The organism is Pseudomonas sp. NPDC087615 (assembly GCF_044743445.1).
GTDB classification, from domain to species: Bacteria; Pseudomonadota; Gammaproteobacteria; order Pseudomonadales; family Pseudomonadaceae; genus Aquipseudomonas; species Aquipseudomonas baetica_A.
The window spans coordinates 13,649-29,720 of record NZ_JBIUWM010000013.1 but is presented as its reverse complement, the minus strand read 5'-3'; the positions used below and the strand labels follow the sequence as shown (position 1 = coordinate 29,720).

Sequence of the window (16,072 nt, the reverse complement as noted above, 5' to 3'; positions counted from 1 at the left end):
GTCTATTTGCCTCGAATCAGTTGGCGCAATACGAATCGGTTGGGGTGACAGGCCTCGGCCACGCTTCTTGGCAAGGGCAACGGTTCGTCGTTCAGCCAGGCGGCGAGCAGTTCGCCAGACAGCGGCGCGGTGATCAGACCGCGTGAGCCGTGGCCGCTATTGACATATAGACCGTCGAGCCACGGGCAGGCGATGTCCGGTACTTGCCGGGCATCCTTGCTCAGCGCCGCGTACGCGTGAATGAACGCATGGCGGTCGGCGAGCGGGCCGACAATCGGCAGGTAGTCGGGACTGGTGCAGCGCAAGGCGGCGCGGCCTTGGAGGGTTTCGACCGCCTGTTCGCTGATGTGCAGGCGAGAGACCAGATCGCTGGAAATCTCTTCTAGCATCGCCAGATTGCCTTGGTGTTCGGCGGTGGTCGGGGTCAGGTCGTCGCTGTTGAAATCGAAGCTGGCACCGAGGGTGTGTTCACCCCGTCGCGCGGGGGCGACGTAGCCTTCGGCACACACCACCGTCGTCAACGCCTGGCTTTGTTCAGTCTGCGCCAGGCGGGTGATCTGCCCGCGAATGCGCTTGAGTGGCAGTTCGGCGCTTTGCGCAAAACGCTTGATCTCGGCAGCACCGGCCAGTACCACGACAGGAGCGCTGGCAAGCAAGCGGTCGCCGTCGAAGGCTTGCCACTGATCATCGACCTTGCGCAGTTCCAGCGCCTCACGGTGGCTGAGCAGTTCGATGTTCGGTTGTGTGGCCTGCGCCTGGCACAGCGCGGGCGGATGCACCCAGCCACCCTCGGGGTAGTACAAACCGCCGTGGTCCAGGCCGACACCGGCGCGGGCCTGCGCCTCGGGCTGATCGAGCCACTGCAACAGATCCTCCGGGAACGCCGCAGCCAACTGCGCGTGGCGCTCGGCTTCCTTGGCATTGAACGCCAGTTGGAGCACGCCGCAATCGTCCCAATCGGTGCCCCGTTGCAGGCTTTCGAGCAGGCGTCGGGTGTAACCGAAGCCGCTGATGATCAGTTGCGATAACGCCGTGCCATGGGCCGACAGTTTCAGATACAGCACGCCTTGCGGATTGCCCGAGGCTTCTTGTGCCACGGCCTCGTGGCGCTCCAGCAAACTCACTTTCCAGCCGCGTGACGCGAGGCTCGCCGCGGTGGCACAACCGGCAAGGCCTGCGCCGATCACCAGTGCCCGACGTTCACCGGTCGTGGGGGCAGGGCGAGCGAACCAGGGTTTTTCCGGGGCTGGCGGGGCCACCTCCGACGGCCAGCCGAGGAACTCGCCGCGCAGGATTTCCCACTTGTGCCCGATGCCCGGCGTGCGCTTCATTTTGAAGCCGGCGGCGTTGAGCAAACGCCGCACCCAACCGGTGCTGGTGAAGGTGCTGATGGTTGAGCCCGGCGCCGCCAGGCGCGCCAGTTCAACGAACAGTTCGGCGGTCCACATCTGCGGGTTTTTCGCCGGGGCGAATCCGTCGAGAAACCACGCATCAATCCGAGCGTCCAGTTGCGGCAATTGCTCCAGCGCATCGCCGATCAGCAGCGTCAATGTCACTCGGCCATTCGCCAGTGTGATGCGCTGAAAGCCCTGATGGATCGCCACGTAATGGGTCAGCAATTGATCAGCCAGCGGCTTGAGTTCTGGCCACAATGCCAAGGCGCGTTGCAGATCCGCCGGGCTCAACGGGTACATTTCGACGCTGACAAAATGCAACCGCGCACTGGCACAGGCGTGTTGCTCGAACAACTGCCAGGCACAGAGAAAATTCAGGCCGGTGCCGAAGCCCGTTTCGCCAATGACCAAGTGCCCACCCGCTGGCAACGCAGCAAAACGTTCGGCGAGACGGTTCTGTTCGAGGAACACATAACGGGTTTCATCCAGACCTGACTGGTCGGAAAAATACACGTCATCAAACACTCGCGAACGCGGGCGTCCCTGGTCATCCCAGTCGAGTTGGGCGTGTGGCAATACGGCTTTCATGGCAGGCTCGGCAACGACAAGGCCGCCATTCTAGCCGATCGCGCACAGGGTGCTTGATCCATGGCAAGGCTTGGCGTCGATGACTCAATGAAAATCCGCCGCCCGCGGGAATTTCTGCGCCGTCCTTGTGCCCAATCCGCTAGTCTTGCTCAATCCTGGAAGGAGCCGTCCTATGTTTGAATCCGCTGAAATCGGTCACGCCATCGACAAAGACACTTACGAGGCCGCCGTCCCGGCGCTGCGTGAAGCACTGCTGGAAGCGCAGTTCGAATTGCAGCAGCAAAAGCGTTTTCCGGTGATTGTCTTGATCAACGGCATCGAAGGCGCGGGCAAGGGCGAGACGGTCAAGTTGCTCAGCGAGTGGATGGATCCACGGCTGATCGAGGTGCGTACGTTCGATCAGCAGACGGATGAAGAACTGGCCCGACCTCCGGCGTGGCGTTACTGGCGGATGCTTCCGGCCAAGGGGCGGATGGGGGTTTTCTTCGGTAACTGGTACAGCCAGATGTTGCAGGGGCGGGTGCATGGCCTGTTCAAGAACCCGCGTCTGGATCAAGCGATCAGCGCCGCCGAGCGTCTGGAGAAAATGCTCTGCGATGAAGGCGCGCTGATCTTCAAGTTCTGGTTTCACCTGTCCAAGAAACAGATGAAGGCGCGGCTCAAAGCCTTGGCCGACGACCCGCTGCACAGTTGGCGGATCAGCCCGCTGGATTGGCAGCAATCGCAAACCTACGACAAGTTCGTCAAATACGGCGAGCGCATATTGCGCCGTACCAGTCGCGACTACGCGCCATGGCATATCATCGAAGGCATGGACGCCAACTATCGCAGCCTGGCGGTCGGCAATATTCTGCTTGAGGGCTTGCAAAACGCGCTGAAGCGTTCGCAGATTCATGCTCAGGAGGTCAACGCTGCGCCGCTGGGCGCCCCTGTCGATCATAAGGGTTTGCTCGACAGCCTCGATCTCACCCAGCGTCTGGAAAAGGATGATTACGAGGAACAGCTGATCACCGAACAGGCGCGTCTGTCCGGGTTGATGCGTGACAAGCGTATGCGCCGCCATGCGCTGGTGGCCGTGTTTGAAGGCAACGATGCAGCGGGCAAGGGCGGGGCGATTCGGCGGGTCGCGGCAGCGCTCGATCCGCGCCAGTACAACATCATTCCGATTGCCGCACCGAGCGAAGAGGAGCGGGCACAGCCTTATTTGTGGCGTTTCTGGCGGCATTTGCCGGCGCGCGGCAAGTTCACCGTGTTCGACCGTTCCTGGTACGGCCGGGTGCTGGTGGAGCGCATCGAAGGTTTTTGCACCCCGGCCGACTGGCTGCGTGCTTACGGTGAAATCAATGACTTTGAAGAGCAGATCGCTGATGCCGGAGTGATCGTGGTCAAGTTCTGGCTGGCCATCGACAAGGACACGCAAATGGAGCGCTTCCAAGCGCGGGAAGCGATCCCGTTCAAGCGCTTCAAGATCACCGAAGATGACTGGCGCAACCGCGACAAGTGGGACGAGTACCGTGCCGCCGTCGGTGACATGGTTGATCGCACCAGTACCGAGATTTCCCCATGGACGCTGATCGAGGCCAACGACAAGCGTTGGGCGCGGATCAAAGTATTGCGCACGATCAACCGTGCGCTTGAAGAGGCGTTCGAGAAATCCGACAAACACGCGAAAAAACACAAGGACTGAGCCAATAGATCCGCATACGCGAGGTGAATGATTGTCGCGGTCTTTGAGGCGGTGGACTTATGCTCAGGTCCACTCTCAACCGACCACAACAATGAGGTATGCCATGCGTGAAGTGGTGATCGTCGACAGCGTCCGGACCGGCCTGGCCAAATCCTTTCGCGGCAAGTTCAACCAGACCCGCCCCGATGACATGGCGGCCCATTGCGTCAACGCATTGCTGACGCGCAACGACATCGACCCGGCCAGTGTCGAGGATTGCATCGTTGGCGCCGGCTCCAACGAAGGTGCCCAGGGTTACAACATCGGCCGCAACGTAGCGGTGCTCTCGCGTCTGGGCACTGGCACTGCAGGCATGACCCTCAATCGTTTCTGCTCCTCCGGTTTGCAGGCGATTGCAATGGCTGCCAACCAGATCGCTTCAGGTTGCAGCGACATCATCGTTGCCGGCGGCGTCGAGTCGATCAGCCTGACGATGAAAAGCGTCAACACCGATCACCTGATCAACCCGTTGCTCAAGCAACAAACGCCGGGCATCTATTACACGATGGGCCAGACCGCTGAGGTGGTGGCGCTGCGTTATGCCGTCAGCCGTGAAGCGCAGGATCGTTATGCCCTGCAAAGCCAGTTGCGCACCGCACAGGCTCAGGCGGCCGGGCTGTTCAACGATGAAATCGTACCGATGTCGGTGAAGTATCGCGTCGAAGACAAGAACAGCGGTGACGTGCAGATCCTCGACGGCATCGTGGATCGTGACGATTGCAACCGCCCCGACACCACGTATGAAAGCCTCGCAGGCCTCAAGCCTGTGTTTGCCGAAGACGGTTCGGTGACGGCGGGCAACTCGTCGCAACTGTCCGACGGTGCCTCGATGACGCTGGTGATGAGTCTGGAAAAAGCCCTGGAACTGGGGCTCAAGCCAAAAGCGTTTTTCCGTGGCTTCACCGTGGCCGGTTGCGAGCCCGACGAGATGGGCATTGGCCCGGTGTTCTCAGTGCCCAAACTGCTCAAAGCCAAGGGCTTGCAGGTGGCTGATATCGATTTGTGGGAACTGAACGAGGCGTTTGCGTCGCAATGTCTGTACAGCCGTGATCGGCTGGAGATCGATAACGAAAAATACAACGTCAATGGTGGCTCGATTTCCATTGGTCACCCGTTCGGCATGACCGGGTCGCGGCAGGTCGGCCATCTGGTGCGTGAGTTGCAGCGGCGTGATCTGCGTTACGGCATCGTCACCATGTGCGTGGGCGGCGGGATGGGCGCGACGGGGTTGTTTGAGGCGGTGCGTTAAGACAGTTAGAGGGTGTTGACCACAAAACCCTGTGGGAGCGGGCTTGCTCGCGAATGATGCGACTCGGTTTAGGTGTCGGAGCCCATAAGCTGCATTCGCGCAATGTAAGCCTGTATTTCTTTGTCTATCTGTTCAGTACTCTCGAACGGCCCCTCAAGGGTATTTTCCCGAGTGCTGAAGAACAGTTCACCGTTGACCCGACACACCCGGTCGCTGCGAAAGTGTGTGGCAGGGGCGGGGTCTTGGCTACGCATGCCTAACATGGCGGGGCTCCTTGAGAATTCTTGTCGGCAGGTTGATTCAAAAAGCTTATGCCTGAATCACTTGGGCCGCCCGCTCAGCCGATCAACGGGTTCGCGTCAATTTAATGCAGCGACCTGCACAGTTTTATTCGCGCCCAGGCCCCAACTGTCCCTGTGTCGCCGTCGGTGGCGGGCCTAGAATGAGCGCTCTCGTCAGCAGGCCTTGAGGTTCGCATGCACATTTCATCCGGTCGCTGGGTTTACGGTTTATGCCTGGCGCTGCTGACTGCGTTTCTGTGGGGCATCCTGCCGATCAAGCTCAAACAGGTGTTGCAGGTGATGGACCCGATCACCGTGACCTGGTTTCGCTTGCTGGTGTCCGGCGGGTGTCTGTTCATTTATCTGGCCTCGGTCAAGCGGCTGCCGAGCCGCAAGGTGCTGGGCCCCAAGGGTGGCTGGTTGGTGCTCATGGCAGTGCTGGGGCTGGTGGGTAATTACGTCTTGTACCTGAAGGGGCTTAACCTGCTCAGTCCCGGCACGGCGCAACTGGTGGTGCAGATGGGGCCGATCATGTTGCTGATCGCCAGTCTGTTTGTGTTCAAGGAGCGCTTCAGCATCGGCCAGGGGATGGGGCTGGCGGTGTTGCTGATCGGTTTTGTGTTGTTCTTCAATCAGCGATTGGCCGAACTGCTGACCTCGCTGTCGGACTACACCGCTGGCGTATTGCTGGTGTTGCTGGCGTCGACCGTCTGGACTTTTTACGCGTTGGGCCAGAAGCAATTGCTGACGGTGTGGAATTCGCTGCAAGTCATGATGGTGATTTATCTGTTCTGCGCGTTGCTGCTCACCCCTTGGGTGCATCCGCTCGAGGCGCTGGAACTGAGCCCGGTGCAGCGCTGGTTATTGCTGGCGTGCTGCATGAACACGCTGATCGCTTATGGCGCGTTCGCTGAAGCGTTGGCGCACTGGGAGGCGTCGCGGGTCAGTGCGACGTTGGCGATTACACCGCTGGTGACGTTCGGGGCGGTCGCGATAGCGGCCGGGATATGGCCGCAGTATGTGCATGCCGAGCAGATCAATGCCCTGGGCTATGGCGGGGCGGTGCTGGTCGTGCTCGGTTCGGCGCTGGTGGCGTTGGGGCCGTCGCTGATTGCCGGGTTCAAGGCACGGCGGATGAAGATGGCAGCCAGTTAAACGGCGTCATCGTTCTTCGCGAGCAAGCCAGCTCCCATAAGGAAATGCATTCCAATGTGGGAGTGGGCTGGCTCGCGAAGGCTTATTTTCAAACGCTACAAGGCTTAACCCTTGGCCCCCGCCTCGATCATGTTTTCCGGCCGCACCCACGCATCGAACTCTTCATCCGTCAGATAGCCCAGCGCCAACGCGGCTTCACGCAAGGTCAGCCCTTCGTTGTAAGCCTTCTTGGCGATTTCCGCCGACTTGTCGTAACCGATGTGCGGGTTAAGCGCGGTCACCAGCATCAGCCCCCGTTCCAGATGTTTGGCCATGACCTCGGCATCCGGCTCGAGCCCGGCAATGCAATGCTGCTGGAAGTTGCTGCAGCCATCGCCCAGCAGGCGGATCGATTGCAGCAGGTTGTGGATGATCACCGGTTTGAACACGTTCAGTTGCAAGTGGCCCTGGCTGGCGGCAATGCCGATCGTCACGTCGTTGCCCAATACCTGACAGGCGAGCATCGACAATGCCTCGCACTGGGTCGGGTTAACTTTGCCAGGCATGATCGAACTGCCCGGTTCGTTGGCTGGCAACCGCACTTCAGCCAAACCGGCACGCGGCCCTGAGCCCAGCAGACGCAGGTCATTGGCGATTTTCATCAGCGCCACGGCGAGGGTTTTCAGCGCGCCGGAAAGGCTGGTCAGTGGTTCGTGGCCAGCAAGGGCGGCAAACTTGTTTGGCGCGGTGACGAAAGGCAGACCGGACAGCGCCGCCAGTTCTGCCGCAATCGCTTCGCCAAAACCATGGGGTGAATTGAGCCCGGTGCCAACCGCGGTGCCGCCTTGCGCCAGCTCGCACACTGCCGGCAGCGCGGCGCGGATCGCCCGTTCGGCGTAATCCAATTGCGCGATAAAACCGGACAACTCCTGGCCGAAGGTGATCGGCGTGGCATCCATCATGTGCGTGCGGCCGGTTTTCACCAGTTTCATGTGCCGCGCCGACAGTTCCGCGAGGCCGCCGGACAGCTCGGCAATCGCCGGCAGCAATTGCTCCTGCACGGCCTTCACCGTGGCGATGCTCATGGCGGTGGGGAAGCAGTCGTTGGAGCTTTGCGAGCGATTGACGTGATCGTTGGGGTGTACCGGCGTTTTGCCGCCGCGCGGGTTGCCAGCCAGTTCGTTGGCGCGACCGGCGATCACCTCGTTGACGTTCATGTTGCTCTGGGTGCCGCTGCCGGTCTGCCAGACCACCAAAGGAAACTGGTCGTCATGCTGGCCGTCGAGCACTTCGTCGGCGGCTTGCTCAATCAAACGGGCGATGTCGGCGGGCAGGTCGCCGTTGCGGTCGTTGACGCGGGCGGCGGCTTTTTTGATCAGGGCCAGGGCATGCAATACCGGCAGTGGCATGCGTTCCTGACCGATGGCGAAGTTGATCAGCGAGCGTTGCGTTTGAGCACCCCAGTAGGCGTCGTCCGGGACTTCGATCTGGCCCAGGCTGTCGGTTTCGATACGGCTCATCGTGCACACTCCTGTTGGTCTGTTTGCGCAGTTTAGGCTGGCTTGGGCCCCGGTGGTTCCCTCTAACCGATTGTTGACCGGTAAAACCCAACCAATCCAGTGTGGCAAGGGCCTGGGGGTTGAGCCGCAGCGATTGTTAGGCGCAGAATGAGCGCCCTTGGGGTTTTACCTCGCTTAGCTGAAAAGGAAACTCGATGACTCGTCTTCGTGCCATCTGTACCGCGGTAGCACTGGTTTGCGCCAGCGGCCAGGTGCTTGCCGATACCGCCAGCCACAACGCCAGTGCCGAAGCTTTCCTGACCCTGGCGCACGCTGACAAACTGGGCACTCCGGTTTACATGCAGGTTCAGCAGATGTTCGCCCAGCGTTTTGAACAGACCAAGGCCCCGGAATCCAAGAAAGCCACGCTGGAAACCTACCAGGCCAAGGCCAACGCTGCCCTGGATCAAGCCATTGGCTGGAAAAAGCTCAAGCCGGACATGGTCAAGCTCTACACCAGCAACTTCAGCGAATCCGAGCTGAAAGACCTGGTGGCGTTCTACCAGTCGCCGCTGGGCAAGAAAGTCCTGGAAAAAATGCCGCAGTTGACCCAGCAATCGGCCCAGATGACTCAGGCCAAACTGGAAAGCGCAGTGCCTGTCGTCAACAAACTGCTGGAAGACATGACCAACGAGCTGGCACCGAAAGGCGCTGCTCCGGCCAAGAAAAAGCCGTAAGCGGAGTTCGTGATGACCATGCAACAACGCATCGAATCAACGCTGGGCCTGTTACAGCCTGAGCATCTGCAAGTGCTGGATGAAAGCCACATGCACAGTCGCGGGTTGCAGACCCACTTCAAAGCCGTGGTGGTCAGCGCGCAGTTCGAAGGCCTGAACCGGGTCAAGCGCCACCAGAAAATCTACGGCACGCTCGGCGAGTTGATGGGCGAGTTCCATGCGTTGGCGCTGCACACCTATACCCCGCAGGAATGGGCAGAGATCGGCGCCGCCCCAGCGTCGCCGACCTGTGCCGGAGGAAAGCAGGCATAAGCTTCGAGCGCCAAGCTGCAAGTTAGAGGCGACTTGCTTATGGCTTGCCGCTTGAAGCTAGCCGCTCGAAGCCGCTTTTTTGCTAGAATCCGCAACGCGCCGCTTACCCGGCGCGTTTTTTTTCGCATCCGGTTCACCCTTTGCGAGGGTAGCCACCTGGAGAAATACCCATGACACAACCGATTGTCGTGGCGGCACTGTATAAGTTCGTCACCCTCGAAGATTACGTCAACCTGCGCGAGCCACTGCTGCAAGCGATGGTCGACAACGGCATCAAAGGCACGCTTTTGATTGCCGAAGAAGGCATCAACGGCACGGTTTCCGGTACTCGTGAAGGCATCGACGGCCTGCTCGCCTGGCTCAAGAATGACCCGCGCATGATCGACATCGATCATAAAGAATCGTACTGCGACGAGCAGCCGTTCTACCGTACCAAGGTCAAGCTCAAGAAAGAGATCGTCACCCTCGGTGTCGAAGGCGTCGACCCGAACAAAAAAGTCGGTACTTACGTTGATCCGCAAGACTGGAACGCGTTGATCAGCGACCCTGAAGTGCTGTTGATCGACACGCGCAACGATTACGAAGTGTCGATCGGCACCTTCGAAGGTGCCATCGATCCGAAAACCACCAGTTTTCGCGAATTCCCCGACTACATCAAAGAACACTTCGATCCGGCCGTACACAAGAAGGTCGCGATGTTCTGCACCGGCGGTATCCGCTGCGAGAAAGCCTCGAGCTACATGCTCGGCGAAGGTTTCGAAGAGGTTTACCACCTCAAGGGCGGCATTTTGAAGTACCTCGAAGAGGTGCCGCAGGAAGAAACCAAGTGGCAGGGCGACTGCTTTGTATTCGACAACCGTGTGACCGTGCGTCACGACCTCAGCGAAGGCGACTACGATCAATGTCATGCCTGCCGCACGCCGGTCAGCGTTGAAGATCGCGCCAGCGAGCATTACGTCGCCGGCATCAGTTGCCCGCATTGCTGGGACACGCTGAGCGAGAAAACCCGCCGCAGCGCCATCGATCGGCAGAAGCAGATCGAACTGGCCAAGGCCCGCAACCAGCCGCACCCGATCGGCTACAACTACAAGCAAACATCCACCGAGGCTTAACCATGTCTGCGCGCCTGCTCTACGTGATGGATCCGATGTGTTCCTGGTGCTGGGGATTTGCCCCGGTGGCCAAGGCACTGGTCGAGCAGGCGCAGGCAGCCGGGGTGGAGTTGCACCTTGTCGTCGGCGGGTTGCGTACCGGCAGCGGTTCGGCGCTGGAGCCGACCACTCGACGCTACATTCTCGAACATTGGCAGGCAGTGACCGAGGCCACCGGTCAGCCATTCAAGTTTGAAGGCGCGTTGCCCGATGGTTTTGTCTACGACACCGAGCCTGCCTGCCGTGCGATCGTCACCGCACGCAGCCTGGCGCCGGATTGTGCGTGGACTCTGTTGGGGCTGATTCAGCAGGCGTTTTACACCGAAGGCCGCGACGTCACCCAAGCCAGCGTGCTGGTGGAACTGGCCGAGCAGGCCGGCGTGCCACGGATCGAATTTGCCGCGCTGTTTGATCGCGCCGATCAGCACGAAGCCACGGCGGCGGATTTCAATTGGGTACAGGATCTGGGCATCGCCGGGTTCCCGACGTTGCTGGCTGAACGCAACGGCCAACTGGCACTACTGACCAATGGCTATCAACCGCTTAGCGAGCTGTCGCCGTTGCTCGGTCGCTGGCTGGAGCGCGCAGCCTGTGCCTGACCTGGCCGATGACACGCCAGCCGTAAAGCGTGTCGACCGGCTGAGCTGGGCAGAAGTCCGGCGCTTGGCACTGCATCATAAAAAATCCCTGTGGATCGCCAACGGTGTGGCTGTGCTGGCGACACTGTGCAGCGTGCCGATTCCATTATTGCTGCCATTGCTGGTGGACGAAGTGTTGCTCGGCCACGGCGACGCCGCGCTGAAAGTCATGAACCATGTGCTGCCGTCTATGTGGCAGCAAGCGGCGGGCTACATCGGCCTGATGCTGGTGGTCACGCTGACCCTGCGCTGCAGCGCCCTGTGTTTTAGCGTGTTGCAGGCGCGACTGTTCGCGCGTCTGGCCAAAGACATCGTCTACCGCATCCGTGTGCGGCTGATCGAACGCCTCAAACGCATTTCCCTCGGCGAATACGAAAGCCTGGGCAGCGGCACGGTCACCACACACCTGGTCACCGATCTGGACACCCTCGACAAGTTTGTGGGCGAAACCCTCAGCCGTTTTCTGGTGGCGATGCTGACTCTGGTTGGCACAGCAAGCATTCTGATGTGGATGCACTGGAAACTGGCGCTGCTGATTCTGTTGTTCAACCCGCTGGTAATCTACGCCACGGTGCAGTTGGGCAAGCGGGTCAAACACCTGAAAAAACTCGAGAACGACAGCACCGCGCGCTTCACTCAGGCGTTGAGCGAAACCCTCGATTCGATTCAGGAGGTGCGAGCGGGTAACCGTCAGGGCTATTTCCTCGGGCGGTTGGGGCTGCGGGCACAGGAAGTGCGTAACTACGCGGTCAATTCGCAGTGGAAAACCGACGCGTCCAACCGCGCCAGTGGCTTGCTGTTCCAGTTCGGCATCGACATCTTCCGCGCGGCGGCGATGCTCACCGTGTTGTTTTCCGATCTGTCGATTGGCCAGATGCTCGCGGTGTTCAGTTACCTGTGGTTCATGATTGGCCCGGTCGAACAGTTGTTGAATCTGCAATACGCCTACTACGCGGCGGGCGGTGCGCTGACGCGGATCAACGAATTGCTGGCGCGTGCCGATGAGCCACAATATCCGGGGGGGATCGACCCGTTCAAAGGGCGCGAAACCGTCGGTATTGAAGTGCAGGGCCTGTGTTTCGGTTACGGCGATGAGTTGGTGCTGGATCAGATGAACCTGTCTATCGCGCCCGGCGAAAAAGTCGCGATTGTCGGCGCCAGTGGCGGTGGCAAAAGTACCTTGGTGCAATTGCTGTTGGGGTTGTACACGCCGCTCGCGGGCACCGTCCGTTTCGGGGGGTCGACCCAGCAGGAAATCGGTCTGGAGATCGTTCGGGAAAACGTTGCGGTGGTGTTGCAGCATCCGGCGCTGTTCAACGACACCGTGCGCGCCAACCTGACCATGGGGCGCACGCGCAGTGACGAAGCCTGTTGGCAGGCGCTGGAAATCGCCCAGCTCGAACCCGTCATCCGTGCCTTGCCGGACGGCCTCGACAGCATCGTCGGGCGCTCCGGCGTGCGCCTGTCCGGCGGGCAGCGTCAGCGTCTGGCGATTGCGCGGATGATCCTGGCCGAGCCGAAGGTGGTGATCCTCGACGAAGCCACCTCGGCCCTCGATGCCGCCACCGAATACAACCTGCATGAAGCCATGGCGCGGTTCCTCAATGGTCGCACCACACTGATCATTGCCCACCGCTTGTCGGCGGTGAAACAGGCGGATCGGGTGGTGGTGTTCGATGGCGGACAAGTGGCCGAAGACGGCGATCATCAGCAGTTAATTGCCGATGGCGGGCTGTATGCCAAACTGTACGGCCACTTGCAGCGGATTTAGCGCTCTTGAGTTTTGTGCGCGTTTGTGTGCTTAGTGTTTGAATTGCTTAAAATAAAAAAAACCGAAACGCGTTGACAGGCATCAGGTTGCGCTATCGGCAGTGAAGGCGGCAGAGCTGTTGCTTCGACATGTCGAAAATTAGCCTAGGCTGAGCTGTCAGGAGCGGTATTTCCCGGTGTATATCTGGCAGTGCTTGCGCAAGGGACCTCATGAATCAGAAGCGGACTCTCGGAACGCCACGGTTGTTGGGCATCGTCTGGCCATTCATTGCTGTCGTGTTGTTTCAGGCTTTATTGGGAGGGATGAGTCTTTACGTGCTGTCGGCCGTTCGCGGTTATGTCGCGGGTGAGAGCCTCTGGTCCAAGGGGCAGAAAGACGCCATTTATTACCTCAATCTGTACGCCGATAGTCGTGACGAAACGATTTTTCTCAAGTACAAAAAGGCGATTGCCGTGCCTCAGGGCGGCCATCAATTGCGCCTGGCGCTGGATCACCAGCCGCCGGACCTGACCGCTGCGCGCGAAGGCATTCTCAAGGGCGGCAACCATCCGGACGACGTCCCCAGCCTGATCTGGCTGTACCTCAACTTCCGCCATTTCAGTTATCTGGAAACCGCAATCGACCGCTGGACGGTGGGTGACGCTTATCTGGTCGAACTCAATGACGTGGCGCGCGAAATGCACCAGAGCATCTTGCACAACACTGCCAGCAGTGCCGATATCCAGCGCTGGAAGACGCGGATTCTGGCGATCAACGATGGCGTGACCCCGGCGGCGAAAGCGTTCAGTGATGCCCTGGGTGAAGGCTCGCGGATGATCTTGCGTCTGCTGTTGTTCACCAACCTGGCCACGGCGCTGGGGCTTATCGTGCTGGCTTTATGGCGCACGCACAAACTGCTCAAACAACGCCATGCTTTTGCCCAGGCCCTTCAGTTGGAGAAGGATCGGGCGCATGTCACGCTGCAGTCGATTGGCGATGGCGTCATCACCACCGACGTTTCCGGCGCCATCGATTACATGAACCCCGCCGCCGAAGCCATGACCCACTGGAAGGCCGAGCATGCAGCCGGTCTACCGCTGGCGGCGCTGTTCAACTTGCTCGACGACAATGCCCAGGCCGAAGGCCTGACCCTGATCGAACATATTCTTAGTGGCCATCTCAGTGGCGGCAGTGAACACTCCAAACTGATTCAGCGCCTGGATGGCAGCACGCTGTCGGTGACGCTGGTCGGTGCGCCGATTCGCAATGCCGGGAACGTCAGCGGTACCGTGCTGGTGCTGCACGACATGACCCAGGAGCGGCAATACATCGCCAATCTTTCGTGGCAGGCCACCCATGATGCGCTGACCGGGCTGGCGAACCGCCGTGAGTTCGAATATCGCTTGGAGCAAGCGCTGCATAACCTTTCGCGCCAGTCCGGGCGGCATGCGCTGATGTTCCTCGATCTGGATCAGTTCAAGTTGGTCAACGACACCTGCGGCCATGCAGCGGGTGATGAACTGCTGCGGCACATTTGCACCTTGCTGCAATCGGGGCTGCGTGAGGGCGACACCCTGGCGCGGCTCGGAGGTGACGAGTTCGGCATTCTGTTGGAAAACTGCGCGCCGGAAGCGGCGGAGAAAATTGCCGAGGCGCTGCGCCAGACCGTGCAGAACCTGCATTTTGTCTGGAAAGGGCGGCCATTCCTGACCACTGTGAGTATCGGTCTGGTGCATGTCGTGCAAACCCCGGCGACGCTAGAAGCTTCGCTGCGCGCTGCTGATATGGCCTGTTACATGGCCAAGGAAAAGGGCCGCAACCGTGTGCAGGTCTACCACGCCGACGATTCCGAACTGTCGCTGCGCTTTGGTGAAATGGCCTGGGTACAACGTCTGCACATGGCGCTGGAAGAGAACCGTTTTTGTCTTTACGCCCAGGAAATCTCACCGCTGAAGCCGAGTGACGGCAAAGGGGGGCACATTGAAATCCTGCTGCGTCTGCATGACGAGGCCGGACGGATGATTCTGCCGGACAGTTTCATTCCCGCCGCCGAACGTTATGGCTTGATGAGCCAGTTGGATCGCTGGGTCGTGCAAAACGTATTTAAGGTAATTGCTCAATGTATTGCACAAGAGCATAAAGGCCCATTAGCGATGTGTGCGATTAATCTGTCAGGTATTACTATAGGAGATGACGCGTTTTTGCACTTTCTGCGCGAACAGTTTGTTAACTATTCGATACCGCCTGAAATGATTTGTTTTGAAATTACTGAAACCAGTGCAATTTCAAACTTGGGCAGTGCAATTAGATTTATTAATGAACTCAAAGGCTTGGGTTGTTATTTCTCGTTGGACGATTTTTGTGCCGGAATGTCTTCATTCGCTTATTTGAAACATTTGCCTGTAGACTTCCTGAAGATCGACGGGAGTTTCGTAAAAGATATGCTGGACGACCCGATTAACCGAGCAATGGTCGAAGTGATCAATCACATCGGGCATGTCATGGGTAAGCAGACAATTGCCGAGTTTGTCGAAACAACCCAGATCGAGCAGGCATTGCTTGAAATTGGAGTGGATTACGCTCAGGGTTATGTCATTGAACGACCGCAATTGTTTACCTGTGACAGTTTGCAAAGTCGGCCCGCCAGACCGCAGCCGTTGTTGTTCAAAGCGCCTGGCACGTTCCGTTGAAGTCTCTCGCCGATCCTTACAATCACAAATCAAAAGGAGCCGAACAGTGATCGACACATTCAACCGAGCCGGACCGCTCATGGAAGCTGCAAGTTATCCAGGCTGGGCACAACAGCTGATTGAGGATTGCAGCGAGAGCAAGCGCCGGGTTGTCGAACATGAGTTGTACCTGCGCATGCGTGATAACAAGCTCAGCGCCAAAACCATGCGCCAATACCTGATCGGGGGTTGGCCGGTGGTTGAGCAATTCGCTCTTTACATGGCGCAGAACCTGACCAAGACCAAATTCGCCCGTCACCCCGGTGAAGACATGGCGCGGCGCTGGCTGATGCGCAATATCCGCGTCGAGCTGAATCACGCCGATTACTGGGTGCACTGGAGTCGTGCGCACGGTGTGAGCCTGGAAGATCTGCAGGCCCAGCATGTGCCGCCCGAGCTGCACGCCTTGAGTCATTGGTGCTGGCACACCAGTTCGGCGGATTCGCTGATCGTGGCTATCGCGGCCACCAACTATGCAATCGAGGGCGCGACCGGGGAGTGGTCTGCACTGGTTTGTTCTACTGGCGTGTATGCCGCTGCATTCCCGGAGGAAGATCGAAAGCGGGCGATGAAGTGGCTGAAGATGCACGCGCAGTATGACGATGCCCACCCTTGGGAGGCGCTGGAAATCATTTGCACCCTGGCTGGAATGAATCCGAGCAAGGCCCTGCAGGTCGAGTTGCGTCAGGCGATCTGCAAGAGCTACGACTACATGTATCTGTTTTTGGAACGCTGCATGCAGCTCGAAACATCCGAGCGTTTGTTGGTGCGTGAACGCAGGGCAGTAGTCGAAAGCTGATGTAACTGTGGGCGCGGGCTTGCTCGCGAAAGCGGTGTAGCAGTCTAACAACTGCTGACTGACACACCCTGTTCGCGAGCAAGCC

13 protein-coding genes are annotated in these 16,072 nt (G+C 59.2%); 10 read left to right on the top strand and 3 right to left on the bottom strand.

The genetic code is table 11. The features are described 5' to 3' along the window. Positions 1 to 2: 2 nt before the first annotated feature. Entirely contained in the window at positions 3 to 1,982 is a 1,980-nt protein-coding gene (mnmC, locus tag ACIOU6_RS08860; RefSeq protein ID WP_401135493.1) for a bifunctional tRNA (5-methylaminomethyl-2-thiouridine)(34)-methyltransferase MnmD/FAD-dependent 5-carboxymethylaminomethyl-2-thiouridine(34) oxidoreductase MnmC, read from the bottom strand. Positions 1,983 to 2,154: 172 nt separating this feature from the next. Between mnmC and pap the strand changes: the two genes are divergently transcribed. Beyond that, entirely contained in the window at positions 2,155 to 3,669 is a 1,515-nt protein-coding gene (pap, locus tag ACIOU6_RS08855) for a polyphosphate:AMP phosphotransferase (protein WP_221729280.1), read from the top strand. A 103-nt stretch (positions 3,670 to 3,772) separates the two neighbouring features. After that, positions 3,773 to 4,957, top strand: coding sequence for a thiolase family protein (locus ACIOU6_RS08850; protein WP_401135489.1), 1,185 nt, complete (start codon positions 3,773 to 3,775; stop codon positions 4,955 to 4,957). Between the two features lie 68 nt (positions 4,958 to 5,025). Here the strand turns inward: ACIOU6_RS08850 and ACIOU6_RS08845 are convergent, their stop codons facing one another. Further along, entirely contained in the window at positions 5,026 to 5,220 is a 195-nt protein-coding gene (locus ACIOU6_RS08845) for a DUF6316 family protein (protein WP_221729278.1), read from the bottom strand. 213 nt (positions 5,221 to 5,433) lie between these two features. On the opposite strand from ACIOU6_RS08845, the gene ACIOU6_RS08840 reads away from it, so the two are divergent. After that, the gene (locus tag ACIOU6_RS08840) at positions 5,434 to 6,393 is read left to right on the top strand and encodes a DMT family transporter (protein ID WP_221729277.1); all 960 of its coding nucleotides are present in this window, start codon (positions 5,434 to 5,436) and stop codon (positions 6,391 to 6,393) included. Positions 6,394 to 6,497: 104 nt separating this feature from the next. Here ACIOU6_RS08840 and ACIOU6_RS08835 read toward each other — a convergent pair whose 3' ends face one another. Then, a complete protein-coding gene (locus ACIOU6_RS08835) occupies positions 6,498 to 7,892 on the bottom strand; it encodes a class II fumarate hydratase (RefSeq protein WP_221729276.1) in 1,395 nt (464 codons plus the stop codon). Positions 7,893 to 8,086: 194 nt separating this feature from the next. Between ACIOU6_RS08835 and ACIOU6_RS08830 the strand changes: the two genes are divergently transcribed. The 7 genes from ACIOU6_RS08830 to ACIOU6_RS08800 all read left to right on the top strand — a co-directional run bounded on the left by ACIOU6_RS08830 (position 8,087) and on the right by ACIOU6_RS08800 (position 15,987). Further along, positions 8,087 to 8,608, top strand: coding sequence for a DUF2059 domain-containing protein (locus ACIOU6_RS08830; RefSeq protein ID WP_221729275.1), 522 nt, complete (start codon positions 8,087 to 8,089; stop codon positions 8,606 to 8,608). 12 nt (positions 8,609 to 8,620) lie between these two features. Then, complete coding sequence (locus ACIOU6_RS08825) at positions 8,621 to 8,920, top strand: BolA family protein (protein ID WP_401135484.1); 300 nt, start codon at positions 8,621 to 8,623, stop codon at positions 8,918 to 8,920. A 170-nt stretch (positions 8,921 to 9,090) separates the two neighbouring features. Beyond that, entirely contained in the window at positions 9,091 to 10,032 is a 942-nt protein-coding gene (locus ACIOU6_RS08820) for a rhodanese-related sulfurtransferase (RefSeq protein WP_221729273.1), read from the top strand. Positions 10,033 to 10,067: 35 nt separating this feature from the next. Then, positions 10,068 to 10,670 (top strand): DsbA family protein, encoded by a 603-nt coding sequence (locus ACIOU6_RS08815; protein WP_221729421.1) that lies wholly within the window; start codon positions 10,068 to 10,070, stop codon positions 10,668 to 10,670. Continuing rightward, entirely contained in the window at positions 10,663 to 12,480 is a 1,818-nt protein-coding gene (locus ACIOU6_RS08810; RefSeq protein ID WP_221729272.1) for an ABC transporter ATP-binding protein, read from the top strand. The genes ACIOU6_RS08815 and ACIOU6_RS08810 overlap by 8 nt, the downstream gene beginning before the upstream one ends. A 209-nt stretch (positions 12,481 to 12,689) precedes the next feature. Beyond that, positions 12,690 to 15,149, top strand: coding sequence for an EAL domain-containing protein (locus ACIOU6_RS08805; RefSeq protein ID WP_401135481.1), 2,460 nt, complete (start codon positions 12,690 to 12,692; stop codon positions 15,147 to 15,149). Positions 15,150 to 15,228: 79 nt separating this feature from the next. Then, positions 15,229 to 15,987 (top strand): iron-containing redox enzyme family protein, encoded by a 759-nt coding sequence (locus ACIOU6_RS08800; RefSeq protein WP_260455454.1) that lies wholly within the window; start codon positions 15,229 to 15,231, stop codon positions 15,985 to 15,987. Positions 15,988 to 16,072 lie beyond the last annotated feature (85 nt).

Excerpts from the sequence above, each read along its gene's own strand:
- mnmC (WP_401135493.1), bottom strand. The coding sequence starts at position 1,982 with ATGAAAGCCGTATTGCCACACGCCCAACTCGACTGGGATGACCAGGGA.
- pap (WP_221729280.1), top strand. The coding sequence starts at position 2,155 with ATGTTTGAATCCGCTGAAATCGGTCACGCCATCGACAAAGACACTTAC.
- ACIOU6_RS08850 (WP_401135489.1), top strand. The coding sequence starts at position 3,773 with ATGCGTGAAGTGGTGATCGTCGACAGCGTCCGGACCGGCCTGGCCAAA.
- ACIOU6_RS08845 (WP_221729278.1), bottom strand. The coding sequence starts at position 5,220 with ATGTTAGGCATGCGTAGCCAAGACCCCGCCCCTGCCACACACTTTCGC.
- ACIOU6_RS08840 (WP_221729277.1), top strand. The coding sequence starts at position 5,434 with ATGCACATTTCATCCGGTCGCTGGGTTTACGGTTTATGCCTGGCGCTG.
- ACIOU6_RS08835 (WP_221729276.1), bottom strand. The coding sequence starts at position 7,892 with ATGAGCCGTATCGAAACCGACAGCCTGGGCCAGATCGAAGTCCCGGAC.
- ACIOU6_RS08830 (WP_221729275.1), top strand. The coding sequence starts at position 8,087 with ATGACTCGTCTTCGTGCCATCTGTACCGCGGTAGCACTGGTTTGCGCC.
- ACIOU6_RS08825 (WP_401135484.1), top strand. The coding sequence starts at position 8,621 with ATGACCATGCAACAACGCATCGAATCAACGCTGGGCCTGTTACAGCCT.
- ACIOU6_RS08820 (WP_221729273.1), top strand. The coding sequence starts at position 9,091 with ATGACACAACCGATTGTCGTGGCGGCACTGTATAAGTTCGTCACCCTC.
- ACIOU6_RS08815 (WP_221729421.1), top strand. The coding sequence starts at position 10,068 with ATGTGTTCCTGGTGCTGGGGATTTGCCCCGGTGGCCAAGGCACTGGTC.
- ACIOU6_RS08805 (WP_401135481.1), top strand. The coding sequence starts at position 12,690 with ATGAATCAGAAGCGGACTCTCGGAACGCCACGGTTGTTGGGCATCGTC.
- ACIOU6_RS08800 (WP_260455454.1), top strand. The coding sequence starts at position 15,229 with ATGGAAGCTGCAAGTTATCCAGGCTGGGCACAACAGCTGATTGAGGAT.